Source organism: Candidatus Propionivibrio aalborgensis (assembly GCF_900089945.1).
Classification (GTDB): Bacteria; Pseudomonadota; Gammaproteobacteria; order Burkholderiales; family Rhodocyclaceae; genus Propionivibrio; species Propionivibrio aalborgensis.
On sequence record NZ_FLQY01000066.1, the window covers coordinates 1 to 19,813 of the forward strand.

Here is a 19,813-nt window from a genome sequence, read left to right on the forward strand (position 1 = left end):
CCGCAGTTCCAGGTTTCTCTGATCGGAGGGCGAGAGGAACAGAATTATGACAGCTTCAACAAGCAGTCCAATAACACTAGGGGTTACGGTTTTGCGTGGTCGCCGACCGAGCGTACCAAGATGGAATTCAGGCGCGTGAATCGTTTTTTCGGGCCGAGCAACACCTTCAATTTTACGCATCGTACCGCTCGTACGGCGTGGACAATGAGCGCGAGCAAAGAGGCAACGTCGCAGCAAAGCCAAGGATATACGGGCCTAGGCGCGATCAACAATCTATTGGTTACTATCTACTTGGCAGATCCGCGGTGCTCATCTCTCCCAACTGCTCAAAGGGAAGCTTGTGCCAACACTTTGGCATCCAATTCTCCCGGCTCCCAACTGCAGGGAGGTTTTCAGACCAATCAGGCCGTGGTGCAGCAGCTCCGGCTGATCGCGTTTTCTTTGCTCGGCGTTAGGAATACAGTGACTTTCTCGGCAACACAGAACAATACGCAAAATTTGTCCGCTTTTAACGAGTTGGTTCCTATCGGCAGCGGCCCAAGCCAGAACAATGTCGATCAGCTCGGCGCCAGCGTCAACTGGTCGCATCAGCTGACGCCACTGTCTTCCCTCGGTGCGACATTTGCAAGTTCGAAGAGCAAAGGCACTGGACTCAACAACTTGGAAACAACTCAGCAATACATGAGTGTGAATTTCGCCACTCAGCTCGGTCCGAAAACAAGTGCCGGTATTAACGCGAGACGGGTTGAATCGGATGGTACGACGAGTTATACAGAGACGGCATTGACAGCTACAGTGTCTCACCGGTTTTAGCCTGCCAATATGTATGAATCTTTCTATGGCTTGACCAGCAAGCCTTTTCAGCTCAATCCTGACCCAACTTTCTACTTCGGCAGCAAGCAGCATCGGCGCGCCACAGCCTATCTCGAATATGGCCTCCACCAGAATGAAGGGTTTATCGTTGTAACGGGTGAGGTTGGTGCAGGAAAGACAACGATTGTTCGCGGCTTGCTCGGCAAGCTTGACTCGGCAAAAGTGGTCGCAGCTCAACTCGTCAGCACTCAGTTGGACGCCGAAGATACATTACGTATGGTGGCTGCTGCCTTCGGTGTTTCTACCAAGAACTCGGGCAAGTCGGATATCCTGCTGGCGCTCGAAGCCTTCCTGGTTGATGTGGCCCGTCAAGGCAAACGCTGCCTGCTCATCGTGGACGAAGCACAAAACCTAACGCCGCGTGCGGTTGAGGAATTGCGCATGTTGTCGAACTTCCAGTTTGAAACACATGCACTGCTGCAGAGTTTTCTGATCGGCCAGCCGGAATTCCGCGGCATCATGCAGAGCCCTCACATGCAACAACTGCGTCAACGGGTCATCGCAGCCTGTCACATCGGCCCCATGGCTCAGGAAGAGACGCAAGCTTACGTTGAGCACCGCCTGAAATGCGCTGGTTGCACCAGCGCTCCACTGTTTGATAGTGAGGCATATGCGGCAGTTTTCAAGAACAGCGGTGGTATTCCACGGCGTATCAATGCCTTATGCGATCGTTTGCTCCTGTCCGGCTTCTTGGCTGGCAAGAGAGAATTCACGCTCAGTGATGTTGAAGAAGTGGCGAAGGAAATCAGCGAGGAAACTCTCGCTCCCTCGTATTTCACCAAGGATAGCACCGGTGTTAACGGGCAAGGAGGTGCTGAGGGTCGTTTGACCGACAGTTCAATTCTGGACATCGATTTGTCCAGATTGGAACTCGCAGCGAGTACGGCGGGCGAGGTCTCGCAGGTTATAGCAGATCTGAAGAGTAGTATGAGTGATCAGCGGATCGTCCGACTTGAGCGCAGTATGATTCGCATCGAGCGTAGCAGTGCGGCGACACTGACCCTGCTTCAGCAGCTTGTGAATGCAATCCGGATGCAGCAACCAGAAAAGGAAAATCAATCTTGAGTTCTGAGTCTTGGCCGGCCGATCTGGGGCCAGTGGTTTGCGTAGTAGGCGCTCGGCCGAATTTCATGAAGATGGCACCGATACTGCGTGCATTTGCGGCGCATCAACCCGCCCTGCCGACGATACTGGTCCATACCGGTCAGCATTACGACAAAGACATGAATGATCGCTTGTTCGTCGATCTGCGTCTACCGCATCCTGATATCAACCTGGAAGTTGGTTCTGGAACACATGCCGTACAGACCGCTGATGTCATGCGGCGTTTTGAGCCTGTTCTCGATACCTACAAACCTTCCTGCGTACTGGTTGTCGGCGACGTCAACTCGACCTTGGCGTGTACACTTGTCGGAGTCAAGAAGGGCGTACCTGTTGTGCATGTGGAGGCCGGACTGCGCAGCTATGATCGCGGTATGCCCGAGGAAATCAATCGGGTGCTGACCGATCAGATTGCCGATTTGCTCTACACAACCGAGCGAAGCGCCCTGGACAATCTGTTGCGCGAAGGCATAAGCGAAGAACGCGTGCGCTTTGTCGGCAATGTGATGATTGACTCATTATTGTCCAATCGCGAATTTGCTCACAGTCCTGCGAAGACCTTATCCGAAGCTGGAGTCGACTCAGTCTTTCTGGATGAAGCACATGCCTATGCTGTGGTAACGCTGCATCGTCCGTCGAACGTCGATCAGCTTGATACTTTGCAAGCATTGCTTTCCGTATTGCGTGAGGTGTCTGAAAAAATCCCATTGATTTTTGCACTTCACCCACGCACTCGCGCAAACATCGAGCGGTTCTCTTTACGGGATCTGGTTAGGAGCGAACGTATCGTCTTGTTGCCGCCACAGGGTTATCTTGAGATGTTGGGCTTAATGTCCGACGCAACGCTGGTACTCACGGATTCTGGAGGATTGCAGGAAGAGACGACAGCGCTTGGAATTCCCTGCCTGACAATACGCGAGAACACTGAACGTCCGATTACTGTCGAGCACGGAACGAACACCATGGTCGGTAGCGACCGTTTGGCCATACTTGGCGGCGTAGATGAGATACTGGCCGGTGGCGGAAAGTGTGGCCGTATTCCGGAATTTTGGGATGGCAAGGCGGCTGAACGAATTGCCGCAGACCTGTCAAAGTGGCTGATCGCACGCAATCTCGACGCGCGGAAATGACAGATGAGGGCATCGGAATGCGAGGCATTACGATTAGAAATGCCTTGACCATAGATGTCGAAGATTACTTTCAGGTTTCGGCCTTCGCTCCGTACATACCGCGCGAACAATGGAGTGCACGTGCCTGCCGCGTCGAGCGCAATGTCGATCGCATCCTGCAAATGCTCGACATGCACGAGACGAAGGCTACTTTTTTTACCCTCGGCTGGATCGCCGAGCGCTACCCGCATCTTGTGCGGCGCATAGTCGAGGGTGGCCACGAACTAGCAAGTCATGGGTATGGGCATCAGCGAGCGAGCGATCTGACCGAGGCCGCCTTTTCTACGGATATTGAATCGGCCAAGAAATTGCTCGAGGATCTATCTGGTCATAGAGTGAAAGGTTATCGAGCGCCCAGTTTTTCAATCGGTGAAAGCAACCTGTGGGCTTTTGATTGTCTTGAACGCGCGGGTTATTCCTATAGCTCAAGTATCTACCCGATTCGTCACGATCATTACGGCATGCCTGATGCGCCGCGTTTTGCCCACCAGGTGCGCGCTGGCCTGCTTGAAGTTCCGGTAACCACTGCCCGCTTTTTTGAACGCAACTGGCCGGCAAGTGGCGGCGGGTACTTCCGCTTGTTGCCCTATGCCATGTCGCGCTGGCTTCTGCAGAGTGTAAATCGGCAGGACCGCCAGTCGGCGGTCTTCTATTTTCATCCGTGGGAAATTGATGCCGGTCAGCCTCGTGTTGAAGGCGTTAATGCAAAGACTCGTTTCCGCCACTATGTAAATCTGCATCGAACTGAAGGTCGCCTACAGCGCTTGCTTGCTGATTTCAACTGGGGACGCATGGACGAGATATTTCTCTCCAATAGCGCCAATGCTCCCATCGTGCAAACGCCAGAATTGAACTCATGAATATGGCCAACGAGGAAACCGGAAGGATACCCAAAACACCTTCTGAATTGGTTATCAGTCGTCTAGCACCAGGTGATCGTGCACAAAACTCACTTTGGGACGCATTCGTTGCTGCTTGCCCTAGTAGCACCTTCTTTCACAAATCAGCATGGCAGAAGATTATTGGCGAGGTTTTTCACCACCAGACTTATTTTCTCTATGCCGAACGAGACGGGTTTATAGAGGGCGTATTACCACTCGGCCATGTCAATAGTATGCTCTTTGGCAATTCCCTCGTTTCGTTCCCTTTTGCCGTTTACGGAGGCATCGCTGCAAACAGTCCGGAAGCGGTAAATGCGTTGGAGGCCGAAGCGCAGGCAATAGCCAAACAACTGGGCGTCGATCACCTCGAACTACGCAATCTCGAACCATGCCATCCTGAATGGCCCAAACAGGACCTTTACGTCTATTTTCGCAAAGTTCTTGATCCCGATGTTGAAGCCAATATGCTGGCCATCCCGCGAAAACAGCGCGCCATGGTGCGTAAAGGAATCAAGAACGGTTTGCGCAGCGAGATCGATACGACAGCCGACCGCTTTTTTGCCCTCTATGCGGATAACGTTCACCGTCACGGCACGCCAGCCATGCCCAAGCGCTACTTTGAAGCGCTCATGGAGTCATTTGGCAAGGACTGCGAGGTACTCACTGTGGTCGGCGAGAATGGGCGGCCATTGAGCAGCGTTCTCAGCTTTTATTTTCGTGACGAGGTATTGCCCTACTACGCGGGCGACGATCTTTCGGCACGCGATCTGGCCGCCAATGATTTCAAGTACTGGGAGTTGATGCGGCGTGCCTGCGTGCGCGGGATCAGGGTGTTTGATTATGGCCGCAGCAAGCAGGGTACAGGCTCGTATTCCTTCAAGAAGAACTGGGGTTTCGAGCCGCGGCCACTTTATTACGAATACTGCCTGTATAAGCGTGACAGCGTCCCGCAGAACAACCCGAACAACGCCAAGTTTCGCCTGTTTATTGAAGCTTGGCGCCGCATGCCGATTGGGCTGGCCAACTGGCTGGGACCGTTCATCGTGCGCAATCTGGGTTGAGAGGAAGCGTGGCTAATCTCCTCTACTTGGTTCACCGTCTCCCCTATCCGCCCAATAAGGGTGACAAGGTTCGTTCATTCAATTTGCTCAGACACCTTGCATCCAAGCATCGCGTTTTTCTCGGTACTTTTATTGATGACCCACAGGATGAAATTTACGTCGACAAACTGCCAGCTTATTGTGCCGACTTGAACATCGTCAGGCTTTCTCCACGCGCGGCAAAACTGCGTAGCCTTAGCGGATTGCTCAGCAACGAAGCCTTGTCGCTGCCGTATTACCGGAATGCCAGTTTACAGACGTGGGTGGATCGCGTGCTGCGGGAAGAAGGGATTAGCGCGGCCGTTATTTTTTCGTCTGTCATGGCGCAATATGTACGCGATGTGCCAAATCTGCAAGTGCTGGTCGATTTTGTCGACGTCGACTCGGCTAAGTGGACGCAATACGCGCCAAACCACCGCTGGCCGATGTCCTGGCTTTACCGGCGGGAGGGCGAGCGTTTGCTGGCTTTCGAACGCTCGGTAGCGCAGCAGGCGACCCACTCCTTCTTTGTGACCGAAAACGAAGCAGAACTTTTCTGCCGCCATGCGCCCGAAAGCTCTGGACGTGTTGATGCGGTATGCAATGGCGTGGACGCCGAGTTCTTTTCGCCGGATCATCCTATGCCTTCTCCGTATCGTTCTGGCGAAATACCCCTGGTATTCACCGGAGCCATGGATTACTGGCCAAACATCGATGCCGTAAGCTGGTTTTCCGCGAATATTTTCCCGCAATTGCTGAGGGACGTGCCACGCCTGCGCTTCTACATTGTCGGACGAAGCCCGGCTCCCGCAGTGCTTGCTCTCGCCGGTGAGCAAGTCACCGTTACCGGGACAGTGGACGATGTTCGACCGTATCTGCGGCATGCTGCCGTCGTTGTGGCGCCCTTGCGCCTAGCACGTGGAATCCAGAACAAGGTACTCGAGGCCATGGCTATGGGCTTGCCTGTCGTCGCCTCGCAGGAATGCGCGGGAGCTATCGATGCCGTTGCCGAGCGTGATTTCCTTACGGCGGCAACAGCAGACGACTACGTGAGGCAGATCGGATCGCTGTTGCAATCCCCTGAGCGTGCCAAAGCCATGGGCCAGGCGGCACGTGAGCAGGTTCTGGCGCGCTACAGCTGGGATGCGCATCTTTCAGGTATCGATCGGTATCTGGTCGAACCCGATATTGGGTCATAAAGGAAAACACCGAAATGAACGACCCCAGCTCGCAACAGCCCACGATTACGCATATGACTGATGTCACGGCCGCAAGCGGATGGCGATTGGCACTGCCCGCATTGGCCGTTACGTTGTTCGCGGTCCTCGTGCTCTATCGTGAAACGGTTATGTCCATGGTGGCGATTTGGGCGCGTTCCGAAACGTTCACACACGGCTTCCTGGTACCGCCGATTACGCTCTGGTTGATCTGGCGAATTCGTAAAAGTGTGGCTGTTTTGGCGCCTCGTCCCAATTTCTGGGTGCTTCTTTTGCTTGCCGGCACCGGTTTCGTCTGGCTGCTGGGGGAACTGGCAACGGTCGGCGTGCTCTCGCAGTTTGCATTCACGACAATGTTGGTACTGACCGTGCCGGCCATCCTTGGTTTTCCGGTAGCCCGCCGCATTGCTTTTCCGCTAGCCTTTCTGTATTTCGCCGTTCCCTTCGGCGAGTTTGCACTGCCTCAGCTGATGGAATGGACAGCAAACTTTACCGTACTCGGCTTGCGCCTCAGCGGAATTCCGGTCTATCGAGAAGGCTTGCACTTCGTCATCCCCTCGGGCAGCTGGTCAGTGGTTGAGGCATGCAGTGGTGTGCGTTACATCATCGCTTCGCTAACCGTCGGTACGCTGTTTGCCTATTTGAGCTATCGCTCGCTCAAGCGTCGCCTGATTTTTATCGGTGTCGCATTCGCCGTTCCGGTGATAGCGAACTGGGTGCGTGCCTACATGATCGTCATGATCGGCCATCTGTCCGGCAACAAACTTGCTGTCGGCGTCGATCATCTGATTTATGGCTGGCTGTTTTTCGGCATCGTCATCATGCTTATGTTCTGGATTGGCTCACATTGGCGCGAGGACGAACATCCTCCAATAATGGAGCGAGTCAATACTACTGAATCGACCTTGGGCCGCCGGAAATCGTCGCCACTGGCCGTGGCGCTTGCAGCCATTGTTGTCGCGCTGATCTGGCCGTTGGCAGAATGGAAAATCGATCGCAATGTTGCAACTGAGGTAACACAAATCGAACCACTCGAAGCGATTCCCGGGTGGCCTGTGACCGAGAAGTTTACGGATTGGGCTCCGCGTTTTGAGAACCCGTCCGCTGCCTCGCAAGCGACGTTTGGCGCTGATGGGCGCTTGGTCGGTTTGTACATTGGCTACTACCGTAATCAGGACTACAGTCGAAGATTGGTTAGCTCGAGCAACGTCATGGTCGCAAGCAATGACCCTCGGTGGTTGAGAGTGGCTTCAGGATCGCGGAAGCTCGACCTCGGCAAACAAGCACTTGCAGTGCGTTCCGCTGAACTACGCGCTACCGATACACAGCGTATAGTTGTCTGGCAGTGGTACTGGATCAATGGGCATCAGACATCCAGTGATTTCGTAGCCAAGGCCTACACCGCCTTGTCGCGTCTGGTGGGGCAAGGGGATGATTCGGCCGTGATCTTCGTCTATGCGCCCAAGGAGCAAGGCGATGCGGTGCTGGAGGCCTTTGTCAAAGCGGCGGAACCTGCCATCGAGAATGCTCTGGACCGTACCAGGGAGAAACGATGAAGGGCGGTGAAGATACGCGCCCTCTTGTTGCGCATGTCATGTATAGATTCGATGTCGGTGGTCTGGAAAACGGGGTCGTTAATCTGATCAATCACATGCCACGCGAGGCGTACCGGCATGTCGTTATTTCGCTTACGGAAATCACGGATTTTCGCAAACGCATTGTGCATGACGACGTCGAGTTCGTCGCACTACTAAAACCGCCTGGTCACGCGTTTTGGATTTATCCGCAATTGTATAAACTCTTTCGAAATTTGCGACCGGCCATTGTGCACAGCCGAAACCTGGGGGCCCTCGAAGTTGTCGCACCTGCCTGGGCAGCCGGAGTGTCGGTCCGTATTCATGGCGAACATGGCCGCGATGTCGGTGATCTCGATGGTTTCAGCAAGAAGCATCAGTGGATGCGCCGGATCTATCGGCCGTTCGTGACTTATTACATAGCCCTGTCGCGTGATCTCGAACACTATCTGACCTCCAGAGTGGGTATAACTCAGAACAAAGTGCTACAAATTTACAACGGCGTCGACACACAACGTTTCCAGCCGGCAGGGATGCGCCAGCCGATTCCCGGCTGTCCGTTCTCTGATACCTCGTACTGGTTAGTAGGTACCGTGGGGCGCATGCAGACGGTAAAGGACCAATCAACCCTGGCACGCGCCTTCATTCGCGCACTGGAGATCGCTCCCCAGTTGAAGGATCGTTTGCGCTTGGTAATGATCGGCGACGGGCCGCTAAAGGCGCAGTCCCAGTCGCTGCTTGAGCAGGCAGGTTGCACCGAATTGGCGTGGTTGCCGGGGGAGCGAAACGATGTGCCAGAGATTCTGCGCGGAATCGATTGTTTTGTCTTGCCCTCGTTGGCTGAAGGCATATCGAATACGATTCTGGAAGCGATGGCCAGCGGTCTGCCCGTCATAGCAACGGATGTTGGTGGCAATAGCGAATTGATTGACGCGGGGCGAAGTGGCGTTTTAGTGTCAGCGGGTGACGTAGAAACCATGGCACAAAGTATTGTTAGCTACGCGAATGATTCTGAGAAGGCGCGCAGGGCAGGGCAGGCCGGGCGCGCAACCGTGGAGCGGAAATTCAGCATGGCGGCTATGGTGCAACAATATCAAGGACTCTACGACCGCTTGTTGAGTGCTATTTGACGACGAGAAGCGAAACAGGAATATGTGCGGCATAACGGGAATATTTGATACTCGGGGCAAGCGTGACATTGATCGGGCGGTGTTAACGCGCATGAACGAATCGCAGCATCATCGTGGCCCGGACGAAGGCGGTTTGCATATCGAGGCCGGTGTTGGACTGGGGCATCGGCGCCTTTCGATCATCGATCTGTCGACCGGCCAGCAGCCGCTGTACAACGAAGACCAGAGCGTCTGCGTGGTTTTCAACGGTGAGATCTATAACTACCAGGAACTGATTCCCGAATTGCAGGCATTGGGTCATGTTTTCCATACGCGCAGTGATACAGAAGTCATCGTTCACGCATGGGAAGCCTGGGGCGCGGATTGCGTCAAGCGCTTTCGTGGCATGTTTGCTTTTGCCTTATGGGATCGCAATTGTGAAACGCTGTTTCTTGCACGCGACCGACTTGCTGTAAAGCCGCTTTACTACGCGTTTCTGCCCAATGGAACCTTTCTGTTCGGCTCGGAATTGAAGTCACTGCTGGCGCATGGAGAGCTGGCCCGCGATATCGACCCGTTGGCGGTGGAAGAATACTTTGCGCTCGGTTATGTGGCCGAGCCGCGAACCATCTTCCGCCAAGCCAAAAAGCTTCCGCCCGCGCACACGCTGACCCTGCGTCGTGGCCAGCCCGCCGGCGAGCCTAGAGAATACTGGGATGTCCGTTTCAGCCTAAATAATCCGATCGGGGCGGACGAAGCTTGCACACAACTGAATGAAAAGCTCAACGAGTCGATTCGTTTGCGCATGATCTCGGAAGTGCCGCTCGGCGCTTTTCTCTCCGGCGGAGTCGATTCCAGCGCTGTGGTCGCGCTGATGGCCGGGCTATCGACCGAACCGGTCAATACCTGTTCGATCGCCTTTGCCGACCCGGCTTTTAACGAAGCCGACTTCGCCAGAACTGTTGCCGAGCGCTATCACACCAATCACCACGTCGAAACGGTCGAAAGCGATGATTTCGATCTGATCGACACGCTCGCACGTCTGTATGACGAGCCCTACGCCGACAGTTCGGCCATCCCGACCTATCGTGTTTGCCAACTTGCGCGCAAGCATGTGACGGTGGCACTTTCGGGCGATGGCGGCGACGAGAGCTTCGGTGGCTATCGCCGTTATCGGCTGCACTTGATGGAGGAACGCATGCGTTCCTCGCTACCCAGCGCCATTCGCCAGCCGATCTTCCGGCTGCTCGGTCGCGTGTACCCGAAAGCCGATTGGGCGCCCCGCGTGTTTCGCGCCAAAACAACCTTTGAAGGCATGGCGCGCAATTCGGTCGAAGCTTACTTCCACTCTGTTTCGATCTTGCGCGATCCGATGCGTGCGCAATTGTTCAGCAACAAATTCAAGAGCGAAATCGCCGGCTACAGCGCGCAGGGGGTTTTCGAGCAGCACGCCGAGCGTTCGGGCACCGATGATCCCTTGGCGCTGATTCAATATCTCGATCTTAAAACCTATCTGGTCGGCGACATCAACACCAAGGTGGATCGAGCCAGCATGGCGCACTCGCTTGAAGTACGCGAGCCCTTGATGGATCACGAACTGATTGAGTGGCTGGCGACGCTGCCCTCATCGTTCAAGGTGCGTGGGCAGGAAGGCAAATATCTGCTCAAGAAAGCGATGGAACCTCACTTGTCACAAGACATCCTGTATCGCCCGAAGATGGGATTTTCCGTACCTCTGGCCCGTTGGTTCCGTGGCCCGCTCAAGGAGCGCGTACGTCAGGCCGTGCTTGGCCCGCGACTGGCCGCCACGGGCTGGTTCAACCGCGACTATCTACAGCATCTGGTCGATGCTCATCAATCCGGAATGCGCGATTACAGCGCACCGTTGTGGACCCTGCTGATGTTTGAAGCCTTTCTACGCACCGTGCTGGATGAGTCGCCGAATCCCCGTGTTAACCTGTCTGGCATACCAGACAATTCGCAATCGGTAGTTCTGGCATGAGTCTGCGCATTCTTCACGTGCTGGATCACTCCATCCCGCTCCACAGCGGGTACACTTTTCGGTCCCTATCGATTTTGCGCGAGCAGCGTGCGTTGGGTTGGGAAACCTTCCATATCACTTCCCCCAAACAGGGCGAGACCTCTGCGCCGTTTGAAGACGTTGATGGTATGCGCTTCTACCGAACGCCGGTGGCCAGCGGAACGCTTGCCAAGCTACCTGTCGGCAAGGAACTGTTGCTGATGAAGCATCTCGAAACACGCCTGGAGGAAGTCGCTCGCGAGGTAAGCCCCAATATAATCCACGCACACTCACCCGTTCTCAACGCCTTCCCGGCAATCAACGTCGCGCGCAAACTCGGTATTCCAGTCGTCTACGAAATCCGAGCCTTCTGGGAGGATGCGGCAGTGGACCACGGCTCAACAACCGAAGGCAGCTTAAGGTACCGTGCAACACGAAGGCTTGAAACTCGTGCAATCCGGCTGGTCGACCACGTATTTACCATATGTGAAGGTCTGCGTTCCGACTTGTTGGCACGCGGTATCCCCGATGGCAAGGTAACGGTCATACCGAACGCTGTCGATTTGGCGTCCTTCAATCTGGCCAGCCCACCTGATCCTGAACTACAAAAGAAATGGGGCCTGACCGGGAAAACAGTGGTCGGCTTCATTGGTTCCTTTTACGCCTACGAAGGACTTGATCTTCTTCTGGCAGCTCTTCCTGAACTGATCAGGCAGCGACCAGATGTTCGTCTATTGCTGGTTGGTGGTGGCCCGCAAGAATCCGTATTGCGCCAGCAGGCCGAGCAGCTTGGAGTGCAAGATTACGTCATCTTCACTGGCCGTGTGCCGCATCAAGACGTCAACCGTTATTACGATCTGATCGATGTTCTGGCCTATCCACGTCACCCCATGCGGCTCACCGAGCTTGTAACGCCGCTCAAGCCGCTGGAAGCCATGGCGCAAGGGCAACTGTTTGTCGCATCAGACGTTGGTGGGCACAAGGAGCTGATCGAGCACAACAAAACAGGCATTCTCTTCAAGGCGGGGGATTGCGAATCCTTGACGCAAGCCTTGCTCAATTTGCTCAATGACAAGCAACGCTGGCCGGTATTGAAAGCCAATGGCCGTCATTTTGTGGAATCGGTACGCAATTGGCCCAACAGCATTGCCAACTACCGCATCCCGTATGATCGTTTAACCCGTATGCGTACTTAGGATGGACGAAGTGAGACACCCTCATATCGTCGTCTTATCCAGTCTCTTCCCTAGCCAGGTACAACCTGGTGCCGGACTCTTTGTCCGCGAACGGATGTTTCGCGTTGGCAAGTATTTACCCATTTCAGTGGTCGCACCCACCCCCTGGTTTCCGTTGCAGAGCCTGCTTCGCCGCATCAAGCCGCATTTTCGCCCTGGTGCGCCGGCTTATGAACTGCAATCAGGTGTTGATGTCTGGTATCCCCGTTTTCTTTCCATACCCAGCCTGCTAAAGAAATTCGACGGACTGACGATGGCGCTGGGTGCACTTTCTTTAATGCGAAGGCTAAAACATGAAGGGCGGCTGGATATCATTGACGCGCACTTTGCCTACCCGGATGGCTATGCAGCAAGTCTGCTAAGCCGCTGGCTTAAAGTGCCGTTTACGATCACGCTACGCGGTACCGAGACGCGTCATATCCATGATGAGCGGCTTGGCAAGAAACTATTGCAAGCGATCAAGCAGGCTGCTCAGGTGTTTTCAGTTTCAGAATCGCTGCGCAAATTGGTCGTTTCACATGGCGCCCCCCCAGAGAGAATCGAAGTCGTTGGCAACGGTATTGATACCGTTCGTTTCAGAGCGCTAGATCGGGCAGCTTGCCGCAGCACCATGGGCCTTGCGCTGAATGCCCGAGTCCTGGTTTCGATAGGTGGCCTGGTACCCAGAAAAGGTTTCCATCGCGTCATTGAAGTTCTGCCTCAGCTACGACAACATTTTCCTGATCTGGTCTTTCTGATCGTTGGCGGGGGGAGTACAGAGGGCAACACCAGAGTGGAATTGGAGGACCAAGTCAAACAGCTTGGTCTCGACGATTGTGTCAGGTTTCTTGGCCCCATTGCTTCTGACGAACTTCCGGCGGTTCTTTCTGCTGCCGATGTATTCGTTTTGGCGACTAGCAACGAGGGTTGGGCAAATGTTTTCCTCGAGGCCATGGCGTGTGGCCTACCGGTCGTAACGACCAATGTAGGGGGAAACCAGGAGGTCGTCTGCGAAGACAGTCTTGGAATAGTCGTTCCCCTTGGTGATAAAGAAGCTCTAGTCAGGGCAATCAAAGATTCCTTCCAACGCTCGTGGGATGCAAAGCACATTCGCCGTTATGCAGAGCAGAACTCATGGGATGAGCGTGTACAACGACTATGCGGCCACTTCCTGCGCATTTCGCAAGGGCCAAGGGGGGCAACATGAGCAATCTATATACGAAACTGGTCTCCGGCCTCATCTTCCCGTTCCACGAGCACCTCAAACACCACAGCACGGTTACTGTACGCAAGCAAATGGAGGACTCACAGTGGTGGTCGCGTGATCGCCTGGAAGCGCTTCAATTGGAAAGATTGCGCAGCCTGCTAACGAAGGCACAAGATCATGTTCCCTATTATCGCGACCTGTTCAGTCGCCTGAGCTTCAGTGCCAAAGACATCAACGTACTGAATGATCTGCAACGTCTTCCATTCCTCACCAAGCCGATCATTCGAAAAAACCAGGAACAACTTAAATCTGAAAAAGCCGAGCGGCTGGCGCGCTTCAATACCGGCGGTTCTTCGGGCGAACCCCTCATTTTCTTCATCGGCAACGAGCGAGTCAGCCACGACGTAGCGGCCAAATGGCGTGCCACCCGCTGGTGGAATGTCGACATTGGCGACCCCGAAATCGTTGTTTGGGGTAGCCCCATTGAACTCTCCTCGCAAGATCGTATCCGACAATTTCGTGATCGTCTGTTGAGAACGCAGCTCCTGCCGGCATTTGAAATGAGCGAAGCCAAACTCGACGGCTTTGTCGAAACCATTCGTCGCACCCGGCCAGCCATGTTGTTTGGCTATCCATCGTCCATTTCACTGATTGCACGCCATGCTGAAAAGCGGGGCCGGCCGATGAGTGATCTTGGCGTTCGGGTGGCCTTTGTAACCGCCGAAAGACTATATGACCACCAACGCGAAGACATTACTCGCGTATTTGGTTGTCCGGTAGCCAACGGCTACGGCGGCAGAGATGCCGGATTCATCGCGCATCAATGCCCCCAGGGCAGCATGCATTTGACCGCTGAAGATATCATCGTCGAGTTAGTCGATCAGGAAGGCAATGTTGTACCCAGCGGTACTGCGGGCGAAGTCGTCGTCACGCACCTGGCTACCAGTGAATTCCCCTTCATCCGCTATCGCACCGGCGATGTAGCTGTCATGTCGGAAGGATCCTGCGCGTGTGGTAGAGGATTGCCAATTCTGCAAGAAATCCAGGGGCGAACCACCGATTTCGTCATTGCGGTCGATGGCACCATCATGCACGGACTAGCGGTGGTTTACCCGATTCGGGACATCCCGGGCATTGCCTCCTTCAAGGTTGTCCAGGAAACCCTGGAGCGGGTCGTCGTCCAGATTGTCCCAGGAATTGACTGTGCCCCAGAGGTCGAAACGATGATCAGCAAGGGAATCAAGGCGCGACTTGGGAATAGCGTCGATGTGTGCGTACAGCGAGTATCCGAAATTCCGTGCGAAAAGTCCGGTAAGTTTCGCTATGTGCAGAGTCTGGTTGTACAAGGCTAATCGGTTTTCGGCCTTTCCAGGTGTTGCAATTGAATCGCCGGCAATCTGGGTGGCAATAACGGAGTTCAAACAGTGCGTGATCTTCTGGTTGTCGGGATCGTTTTAATCGGTAGCCTTTATGCCTTACGGCAACCCTGGGTTGGCGTTATGCTTTGGACTTGGCTGAGCTTGATGAATCCACATTCGTTGGCTTACGGTTTTGCGCAAACCTTCCCGGTTGCGGCGATTGCAGCTATCGCAACAATGATTGGGTTGTTAGCAACCAAAGAGAAACAAAGCCCATTTTCGGAATCACCGGCAATATGGCTCCTATTGTTCGTGACCTGGATATGTTTCACCTATCCGTTCTCATACAACGTCGATGGCAGCACCGAAATGCTCTCCAAAGTGTTGAAGATCGATCTGATGATCCTGGTTTCCTTGATGCTATTGAGAACTCGCAGACATATTGAAATATTTGTTGGGGTTGTAGTTTTCTCTCTGGGATTCTTTGGTGTCAAGGGCGGACTCTTTACGCTATTGCAAGGAGGTGCCCACCGGGTTTGGGGGCCTGGTGGGTTTATCGGTGGCAACAACGAGCTGGCGTTAGCCTTGATTGTCGTCATCCCGCTGATGCGCTATTTGCAGCTACAGGCAACTAGACGGTGGGCACAGCATGGGTTGTCCGTTGCGATGCTGCTCACTGCCGCCGCCGCCTTGGGTAGCCAATCGCGGGGAGCGCTGGTGGCTATTGCAGCGATGGCTTTCTATCTCTGGCTGAAGAGCCCAAAGAAGGTAGCCTCCGGAATAGTGATGTTGGCCGTCGGCATGGCTCTGCTCGCTTTTATGCCTGATCAATGGTCTGACCGAATGAGCACCATCAACACCTACCAGGAGGACAGTTCGGCGATGGGGCGTATAAATGCCTGGTGGGCAGCCTTCAATGTGGCTACCCACATGATCGCGGGCGCAGGCTTTGAAATGTACAATCCATACATTTTCGCCCTTTATGCCCCTGTACCAAATGATGTTCATGCCGCGCACAGCATCTACTTTCAGGTACTCGGCGAGCACGGTTTTATTGGACTGTTCCTGTTTATGGGAATGTGGTGGTCAGTCTGGCGTACGGGAAATTGGTTGATCAGGAATGGAGGGAAGGAGCCGGAAACGCTTTGGTGCAAACATCTTGGCGCCATGTGCCAGGTCGCCCTGGTGGGTTATGCCGTTGGTGGAGCGTTTCTCAGTCTCGCCTACTTTGACTTGCCCTATAATATTCTGGTTATTGTGATCCTTGCCAAGCGCTGGATATTGAATCTTCGTTCCCAGAATCAAGACAAGATCGAATCCATGTCTCGGGAGAACTCTGTGGTCGCCACAGGGAACCCATCCAGTGCCAAGCTTTCGACGATATGAAGATCCGTAAAATGACCATAACCAGCTTTCAACCTGCAGGCGGCACCAGCTCACGGTCACTCTATCGAACGGTAATAGGGTGGCGTTTAGTCAGCCATGGTTTATTGTGTCTGACATTCCTGTTTATTGGTTTGTTCGTCGCTGGTGGTGTGCGTGCGGCCAATCAGGGAGATTATCCCGATTGGGCAACACGATGGCCGAAGCAGGAGCTTTATGAACCAGACTGTCGCCCGCTGTGGATTCCGAGAAAGTACGGCCCCTTTGATTATCGCCAAGCAACGCCGGATGATAGAGATCTGGTCGAAAGGGCACATTTCTCGCTCGAATATGATGCTTATCTGAAAGGTCAGAAGAGATCCTCACGGCAAATGAACGATCTTCCGGTTGCTGGCGGTTTTAGCTATACACTCTGGTCGTTCCCCAATCACCCTAGGGCATTGGCGGCTATGGAAGATTTGGGGTATCGGTACAAGAAAGAAAATCTTCCCGCTGGCCTGCTGCGTGTTCATTGCTTTTTTCAGCGAGCCGCACGATTCGCGCCTGATGACGCGCTGGTCCGGGCGCTCTATGGATATTACTATGCGCGTCGCGGCAAAGTTGCCGAAGCCAATGCGCAACTGGAGAAAATCAAATCTCTCGATGCAGCAACGTCAAGCGCCTATGTCTACGCTTCCTTCGCTTATCTTGCGATCAAGGAATATGACAAGGCCCTTGAGGCGGCCAAGCAAGCCTATCAGCTTGGTTACCCATTGCCGGGCCTGCGAGATCGTCTTAAGCGGCTCGGAAAGTGGCACGACTGAGCACACGGCAAATGCACAGGGACAACCTATGGAGAATCTATGTCTACTATCCGCTCTCTCCTCGATAGGGTTGGTGAAACAATCAATCGGTGGCGCTTCAAGCATTCACTTAGACAGATACTTCTAACAAGACAGATAGCGACGGGGGAAGAACCGTTTACCGCGCTTTCGATGGTTCACCATCGCGATGTCGATGCCTACCTGCTCGCGATCAAGTCTTTCTGTCTTTACTTCAACCCACGGCGGATCGTTGTAGTTGCAGACCCAAGCATCACTGACGAGGATAGAGCACGGATTGCCAGCCATGTTGAAGGCATCGATTTTGTCCGAGCCGAGGACTACAGGGAGAGCGTGTTGCCGCAAGGCGGATGCTGGGAGCGACTGATCGCGATCTCGGAATACGTGAAGGACGATTATGTCATTCAATTGGACGCTGATACCGTGACGTTGCAGCATATGCCTGAGGTGCGTGACGCTGTCCTCAACTCAAGATCGTTTGTCCTGGCTACGGAAGACGGCCAGGATTTTGTCAGTAGCAGCGAGGCCTCGCACTGGGCCAAGCCGCGAGTGGCATCTGGCGAGCATGTGCAGGTACTCGCCGAAGCCAACCTCGACCGCCTGTTCGGGAGTGATTCGATACGCTATGTCAGAGGATGCGCCGGCTTCTCCGGGTTCGCTCCGGGTAGTTTCAACCGCGAACACCTACGGGAGCTGAGTGGCGCGATGGGGGCGATCCTCGCCGACAAGTGGAGTTCCTGGGGAACGGAGCAATTCGCTTCCAATTACATGGTTTCGAATTCACCCAAGGCGTGTGTTTTGCCGCATCCGAAATATTGCCATCCTGGGCGCGAACGGCCCGGAACGGTCTTCCTGCATTTCATTGGCTACGTGCGATTCAGCACGGGGCGTTATGCGCGTGCCGCCACAGAAACGTCTGTGGCACTCGGCGGTCCAGCGAAACCTTAGCCGATTCTCGCGAATGGTGCCGCTTCTTTTCCGATTGATTTCGCCTGCGGGTGCTTCGGGGAAATTGAGCATTTTTATTTTCCATCGGGTACTTCCGAATGCCGATCCGCTCCTGCCGTTCGAACCAGATGCCGAACAATTCGACTGGATGGTTCGATTCATCTCCCGGACCTACAGCGTTCTGCCACTTGTGGAGGCGGCACAGCGGCTGACGGCGGGGTCGCTTCCCGCGGCCGCAGCTGTGATAACGTTCGACGACGGCTACGCCGACAATTTCGAAGTCGCTTGGCCGATACTTCGACGCTACGGGGTCGTGGCGAGCTTTTTTATTGCCACCTCGTTTCTCGACGGCGGTCGCATGTGGAACGACGACGTAATCGAAGCCGTCAGGAAATTCCCTGGTGGTGAACTGGATCTTCGGGAATTCAACCTGGGAACCCATGCCTTGACCGATACAGCGTCACGGGTTCAATGCTACGGGGCCGTGCTCGGAAAACTCAAGTATTTCGAGCACGGCTATCGTTCCCAAGTGGCTAACGAAATTGGCAGGCGAGGAGCCGTCCCGGAACGTAGCGAACTGATGATGACTCGCACACAGCTCCGAGAACTGCATGCGGCAGGCGCAGAAATTGGTGCCCATACCCACACGCATCCGATCCTGGAACTCCTCGATGACAGCATGGCAATTGCCGAGATCGAAGCGGGAAAACTGGAGCTGGAATCCATTCTCGGCGAAGCAGTGAACGTTTTCGCTTACCCGAATGGTGTTCCGCAACGGGACTGTTCGGCCCGCCATGGCGATATGGTAAAAAAACTCGGATTTGAAGCGGCGGTTTCAACCGAACCAAGATATGCGAACGCCGGTACAGACGTTTTTCAACTGCCGCGTTTTACTCCCTGGGACAGAACGCCGACAAAATTTGCTGCGCGCTGCATGATGCAGTTGTGGAAGAGAAGGATCTAAGAAGTCACTTATTTGAACCTTTGGGAATCTCTAGCAAAGCGGCATTGTGGCCTAAAATCCTCCAACTATCGGGTAATAAGCGGTTAATGCAACGAATTGGAAACGAGGTAATGGGGTGAGCTCGTAGTTTATTGGCGATGTGATACAACTTTACATTTTCTATTGGATGTACAACTGTTCCATCAGAGTTACCCTTAAACAATTTGACGTTCCCATAAGGTTTCAAGAGATTCTCAAGTTCTTCAGGAGTGTATTCACGAAGATGATAAGGCCATTGACAACGTGTTATGGTCCAATTGGGAGTTGTAATAAATACTGAGTATTTGGCAATACGCACAAGGTTAGCAATGAACTCTTTGTCATCCTCAACATGCTCAATAACATCCATTGACGTGACAGAATCAAAGCTATCTGTGGGGATTTCAGTCAAAGGAGTAATCAAGATATTCTCTCCTTTGATTCGAGGGTCAAGATCTTGACCTGTAACTTGATTATTCGATTGGCGCAAGATATCAAGTCCTTTTCCCAACCCACAGCCTGCATCAAGTATTTTTATATTCTTGAAAATTGTTGATGCAAATATATACCATGCAAGTTGTCCGGGCCCTCGACCTGCTTCGACTGAGGTGTCGCCAACCTTTTTAGCCACTGAGCTTGTTCTGTCCATAAGTAATTTGCCTTCGGAAAAAATTGTTCTAATCGAACAGAAGCTCTAAGTAGTATTAAAGCTTCAAAATGATCAAAGATTATAAAAAACCAACTACGAAAACGCTAATCAAGGTCTCTTGCAAGGCAAAGGCTATCTGGCGGTTCAACCATGTTTATCCAGTTTTCGGATTGAGTCCCTAAACTGCTGTAAATCGGGTGGGGGGTAGCCACCGCTTCGATTCGGTAA

General features: G+C 53.8%; 17 protein-coding genes. 16 read left to right on the top strand and 1 reads right to left on the bottom strand.

What is annotated here, in order from left to right:
• The 16 genes from PROAA_RS04560 to PROAA_RS04635 all read left to right on the top strand — a co-directional run.
• On the top strand, window positions 1–813 hold an 813-nt coding region (locus PROAA_RS04560; RefSeq protein ID WP_186410204.1), incomplete at its 5' end, for a TIGR03016 family PEP-CTERM system-associated outer membrane protein.
• A gap of 9 nt (window positions 814–822) precedes the next feature.
• Window positions 823–1,938 (top strand): XrtA/PEP-CTERM system-associated ATPase, encoded by a 1,116-nt coding sequence (locus PROAA_RS04565; RefSeq protein WP_186410205.1) that lies wholly within the window; start codon window positions 823–825, stop codon window positions 1,936–1,938.
• A complete protein-coding gene (gene wecB, locus PROAA_RS04570; protein ID WP_186410206.1) occupies window positions 1,935–3,104 on the top strand; it encodes a non-hydrolyzing UDP-N-acetylglucosamine 2-epimerase in 1,170 nt (389 codons plus the stop codon). Before PROAA_RS04565 ends, wecB begins: the two co-directional genes overlap by 4 nt.
• A gap of 17 nt (window positions 3,105–3,121) precedes the next feature.
• Window positions 3,122–4,003, top strand: a complete 882-nt coding sequence (locus PROAA_RS04575) for an XrtA system polysaccharide deacetylase (RefSeq protein WP_186410207.1) — start codon at window positions 3,122–3,124, stop codon at window positions 4,001–4,003.
• 2 nt (window positions 4,004–4,005) lie between these two features.
• Window positions 4,006–5,085 (top strand): FemAB family XrtA/PEP-CTERM system-associated protein, encoded by a 1,080-nt coding sequence (locus PROAA_RS04580; RefSeq protein ID WP_186410217.1) that lies wholly within the window; start codon window positions 4,006–4,008, stop codon window positions 5,083–5,085.
• A gap of 8 nt (window positions 5,086–5,093) precedes the next feature.
• Window positions 5,094–6,302: a TIGR03087 family PEP-CTERM/XrtA system glycosyltransferase gene (locus tag PROAA_RS04585; RefSeq protein WP_186410208.1), complete on the top strand. Its 1,209-nt coding sequence runs from the start codon at window positions 5,094–5,096 to the stop codon at window positions 6,300–6,302.
• A 14-nt stretch (window positions 6,303–6,316) separates the two neighbouring features.
• The gene (gene xrtA / locus PROAA_RS04590) at window positions 6,317–7,876 is read left to right on the top strand and encodes an exosortase A (protein WP_222102099.1); all 1,560 of its coding nucleotides are present in this window, start codon (window positions 6,317–6,319) and stop codon (window positions 7,874–7,876) included.
• The gene (locus PROAA_RS04595; RefSeq protein ID WP_186410209.1) at window positions 7,873–9,024 is read left to right on the top strand and encodes a TIGR03088 family PEP-CTERM/XrtA system glycosyltransferase; all 1,152 of its coding nucleotides are present in this window, start codon (window positions 7,873–7,875) and stop codon (window positions 9,022–9,024) included. Before xrtA ends, PROAA_RS04595 begins: the two co-directional genes overlap by 4 nt.
• A gap of 22 nt (window positions 9,025–9,046) precedes the next feature.
• Window positions 9,047–11,005, top strand: a complete 1,959-nt coding sequence (locus PROAA_RS04600; protein WP_186410210.1) for an XrtA/PEP-CTERM system amidotransferase — start codon at window positions 9,047–9,049, stop codon at window positions 11,003–11,005.
• Between the two features lie 2 nt (window positions 11,006–11,007).
• Window positions 11,008–12,219 carry a TIGR04063 family PEP-CTERM/XrtA system glycosyltransferase gene (locus tag PROAA_RS04605; protein ID WP_186410219.1) on the top strand — a complete coding sequence of 404 codons (1,212 nt, stop codon included), beginning with the start codon at window positions 11,008–11,010 and terminating at the stop codon, window positions 12,217–12,219.
• A 94-nt stretch (window positions 12,220–12,313) separates the two neighbouring features.
• The gene (locus PROAA_RS04610) at window positions 12,314–13,444 is read left to right on the top strand and encodes a glycosyltransferase (RefSeq protein WP_222102100.1); all 1,131 of its coding nucleotides are present in this window, start codon (window positions 12,314–12,316) and stop codon (window positions 13,442–13,444) included.
• On the top strand, window positions 13,441–14,796 hold the full coding sequence (locus tag PROAA_RS04615; protein WP_186410212.1) for a phenylacetate--CoA ligase family protein: 1,356 nt from the start codon (window positions 13,441–13,443) through the stop codon (window positions 14,794–14,796). Before PROAA_RS04610 ends, PROAA_RS04615 begins: the two co-directional genes overlap by 4 nt.
• A 72-nt stretch (window positions 14,797–14,868) precedes the next feature.
• Complete coding sequence (locus PROAA_RS04620; protein WP_222102101.1) at window positions 14,869–16,188, top strand: putative O-glycosylation ligase, exosortase A system-associated; 1,320 nt, start codon at window positions 14,869–14,871, stop codon at window positions 16,186–16,188.
• Window positions 16,185–16,988, top strand: a complete 804-nt coding sequence (locus PROAA_RS04625) for a hypothetical protein (protein WP_186410213.1) — start codon at window positions 16,185–16,187, stop codon at window positions 16,986–16,988. Before PROAA_RS04620 ends, PROAA_RS04625 begins: the two co-directional genes overlap by 4 nt.
• 39 nt (window positions 16,989–17,027) lie before the next feature.
• Window positions 17,028–17,954: a hypothetical protein gene (locus PROAA_RS04630; protein ID WP_222102102.1), complete on the top strand. Its 927-nt coding sequence runs from the start codon at window positions 17,028–17,030 to the stop codon at window positions 17,952–17,954.
• A gap of 64 nt (window positions 17,955–18,018) precedes the next feature.
• Window positions 18,019–18,918 carry a polysaccharide deacetylase family protein gene (locus PROAA_RS04635; protein WP_245664159.1) on the top strand — a complete coding sequence of 300 codons (900 nt, stop codon included), beginning with the start codon at window positions 18,019–18,021 and terminating at the stop codon, window positions 18,916–18,918.
• A 4-nt stretch (window positions 18,919–18,922) separates the two neighbouring features.
• Here PROAA_RS04635 and PROAA_RS04640 read toward each other — a convergent pair whose 3' ends face one another.
• Window positions 18,923–19,585, bottom strand: a complete 663-nt coding sequence (locus tag PROAA_RS04640) for a class I SAM-dependent methyltransferase (RefSeq protein WP_186410216.1) — start codon at window positions 19,583–19,585, stop codon at window positions 18,923–18,925.
• Window positions 19,586–19,813 lie beyond the last annotated feature (228 nt).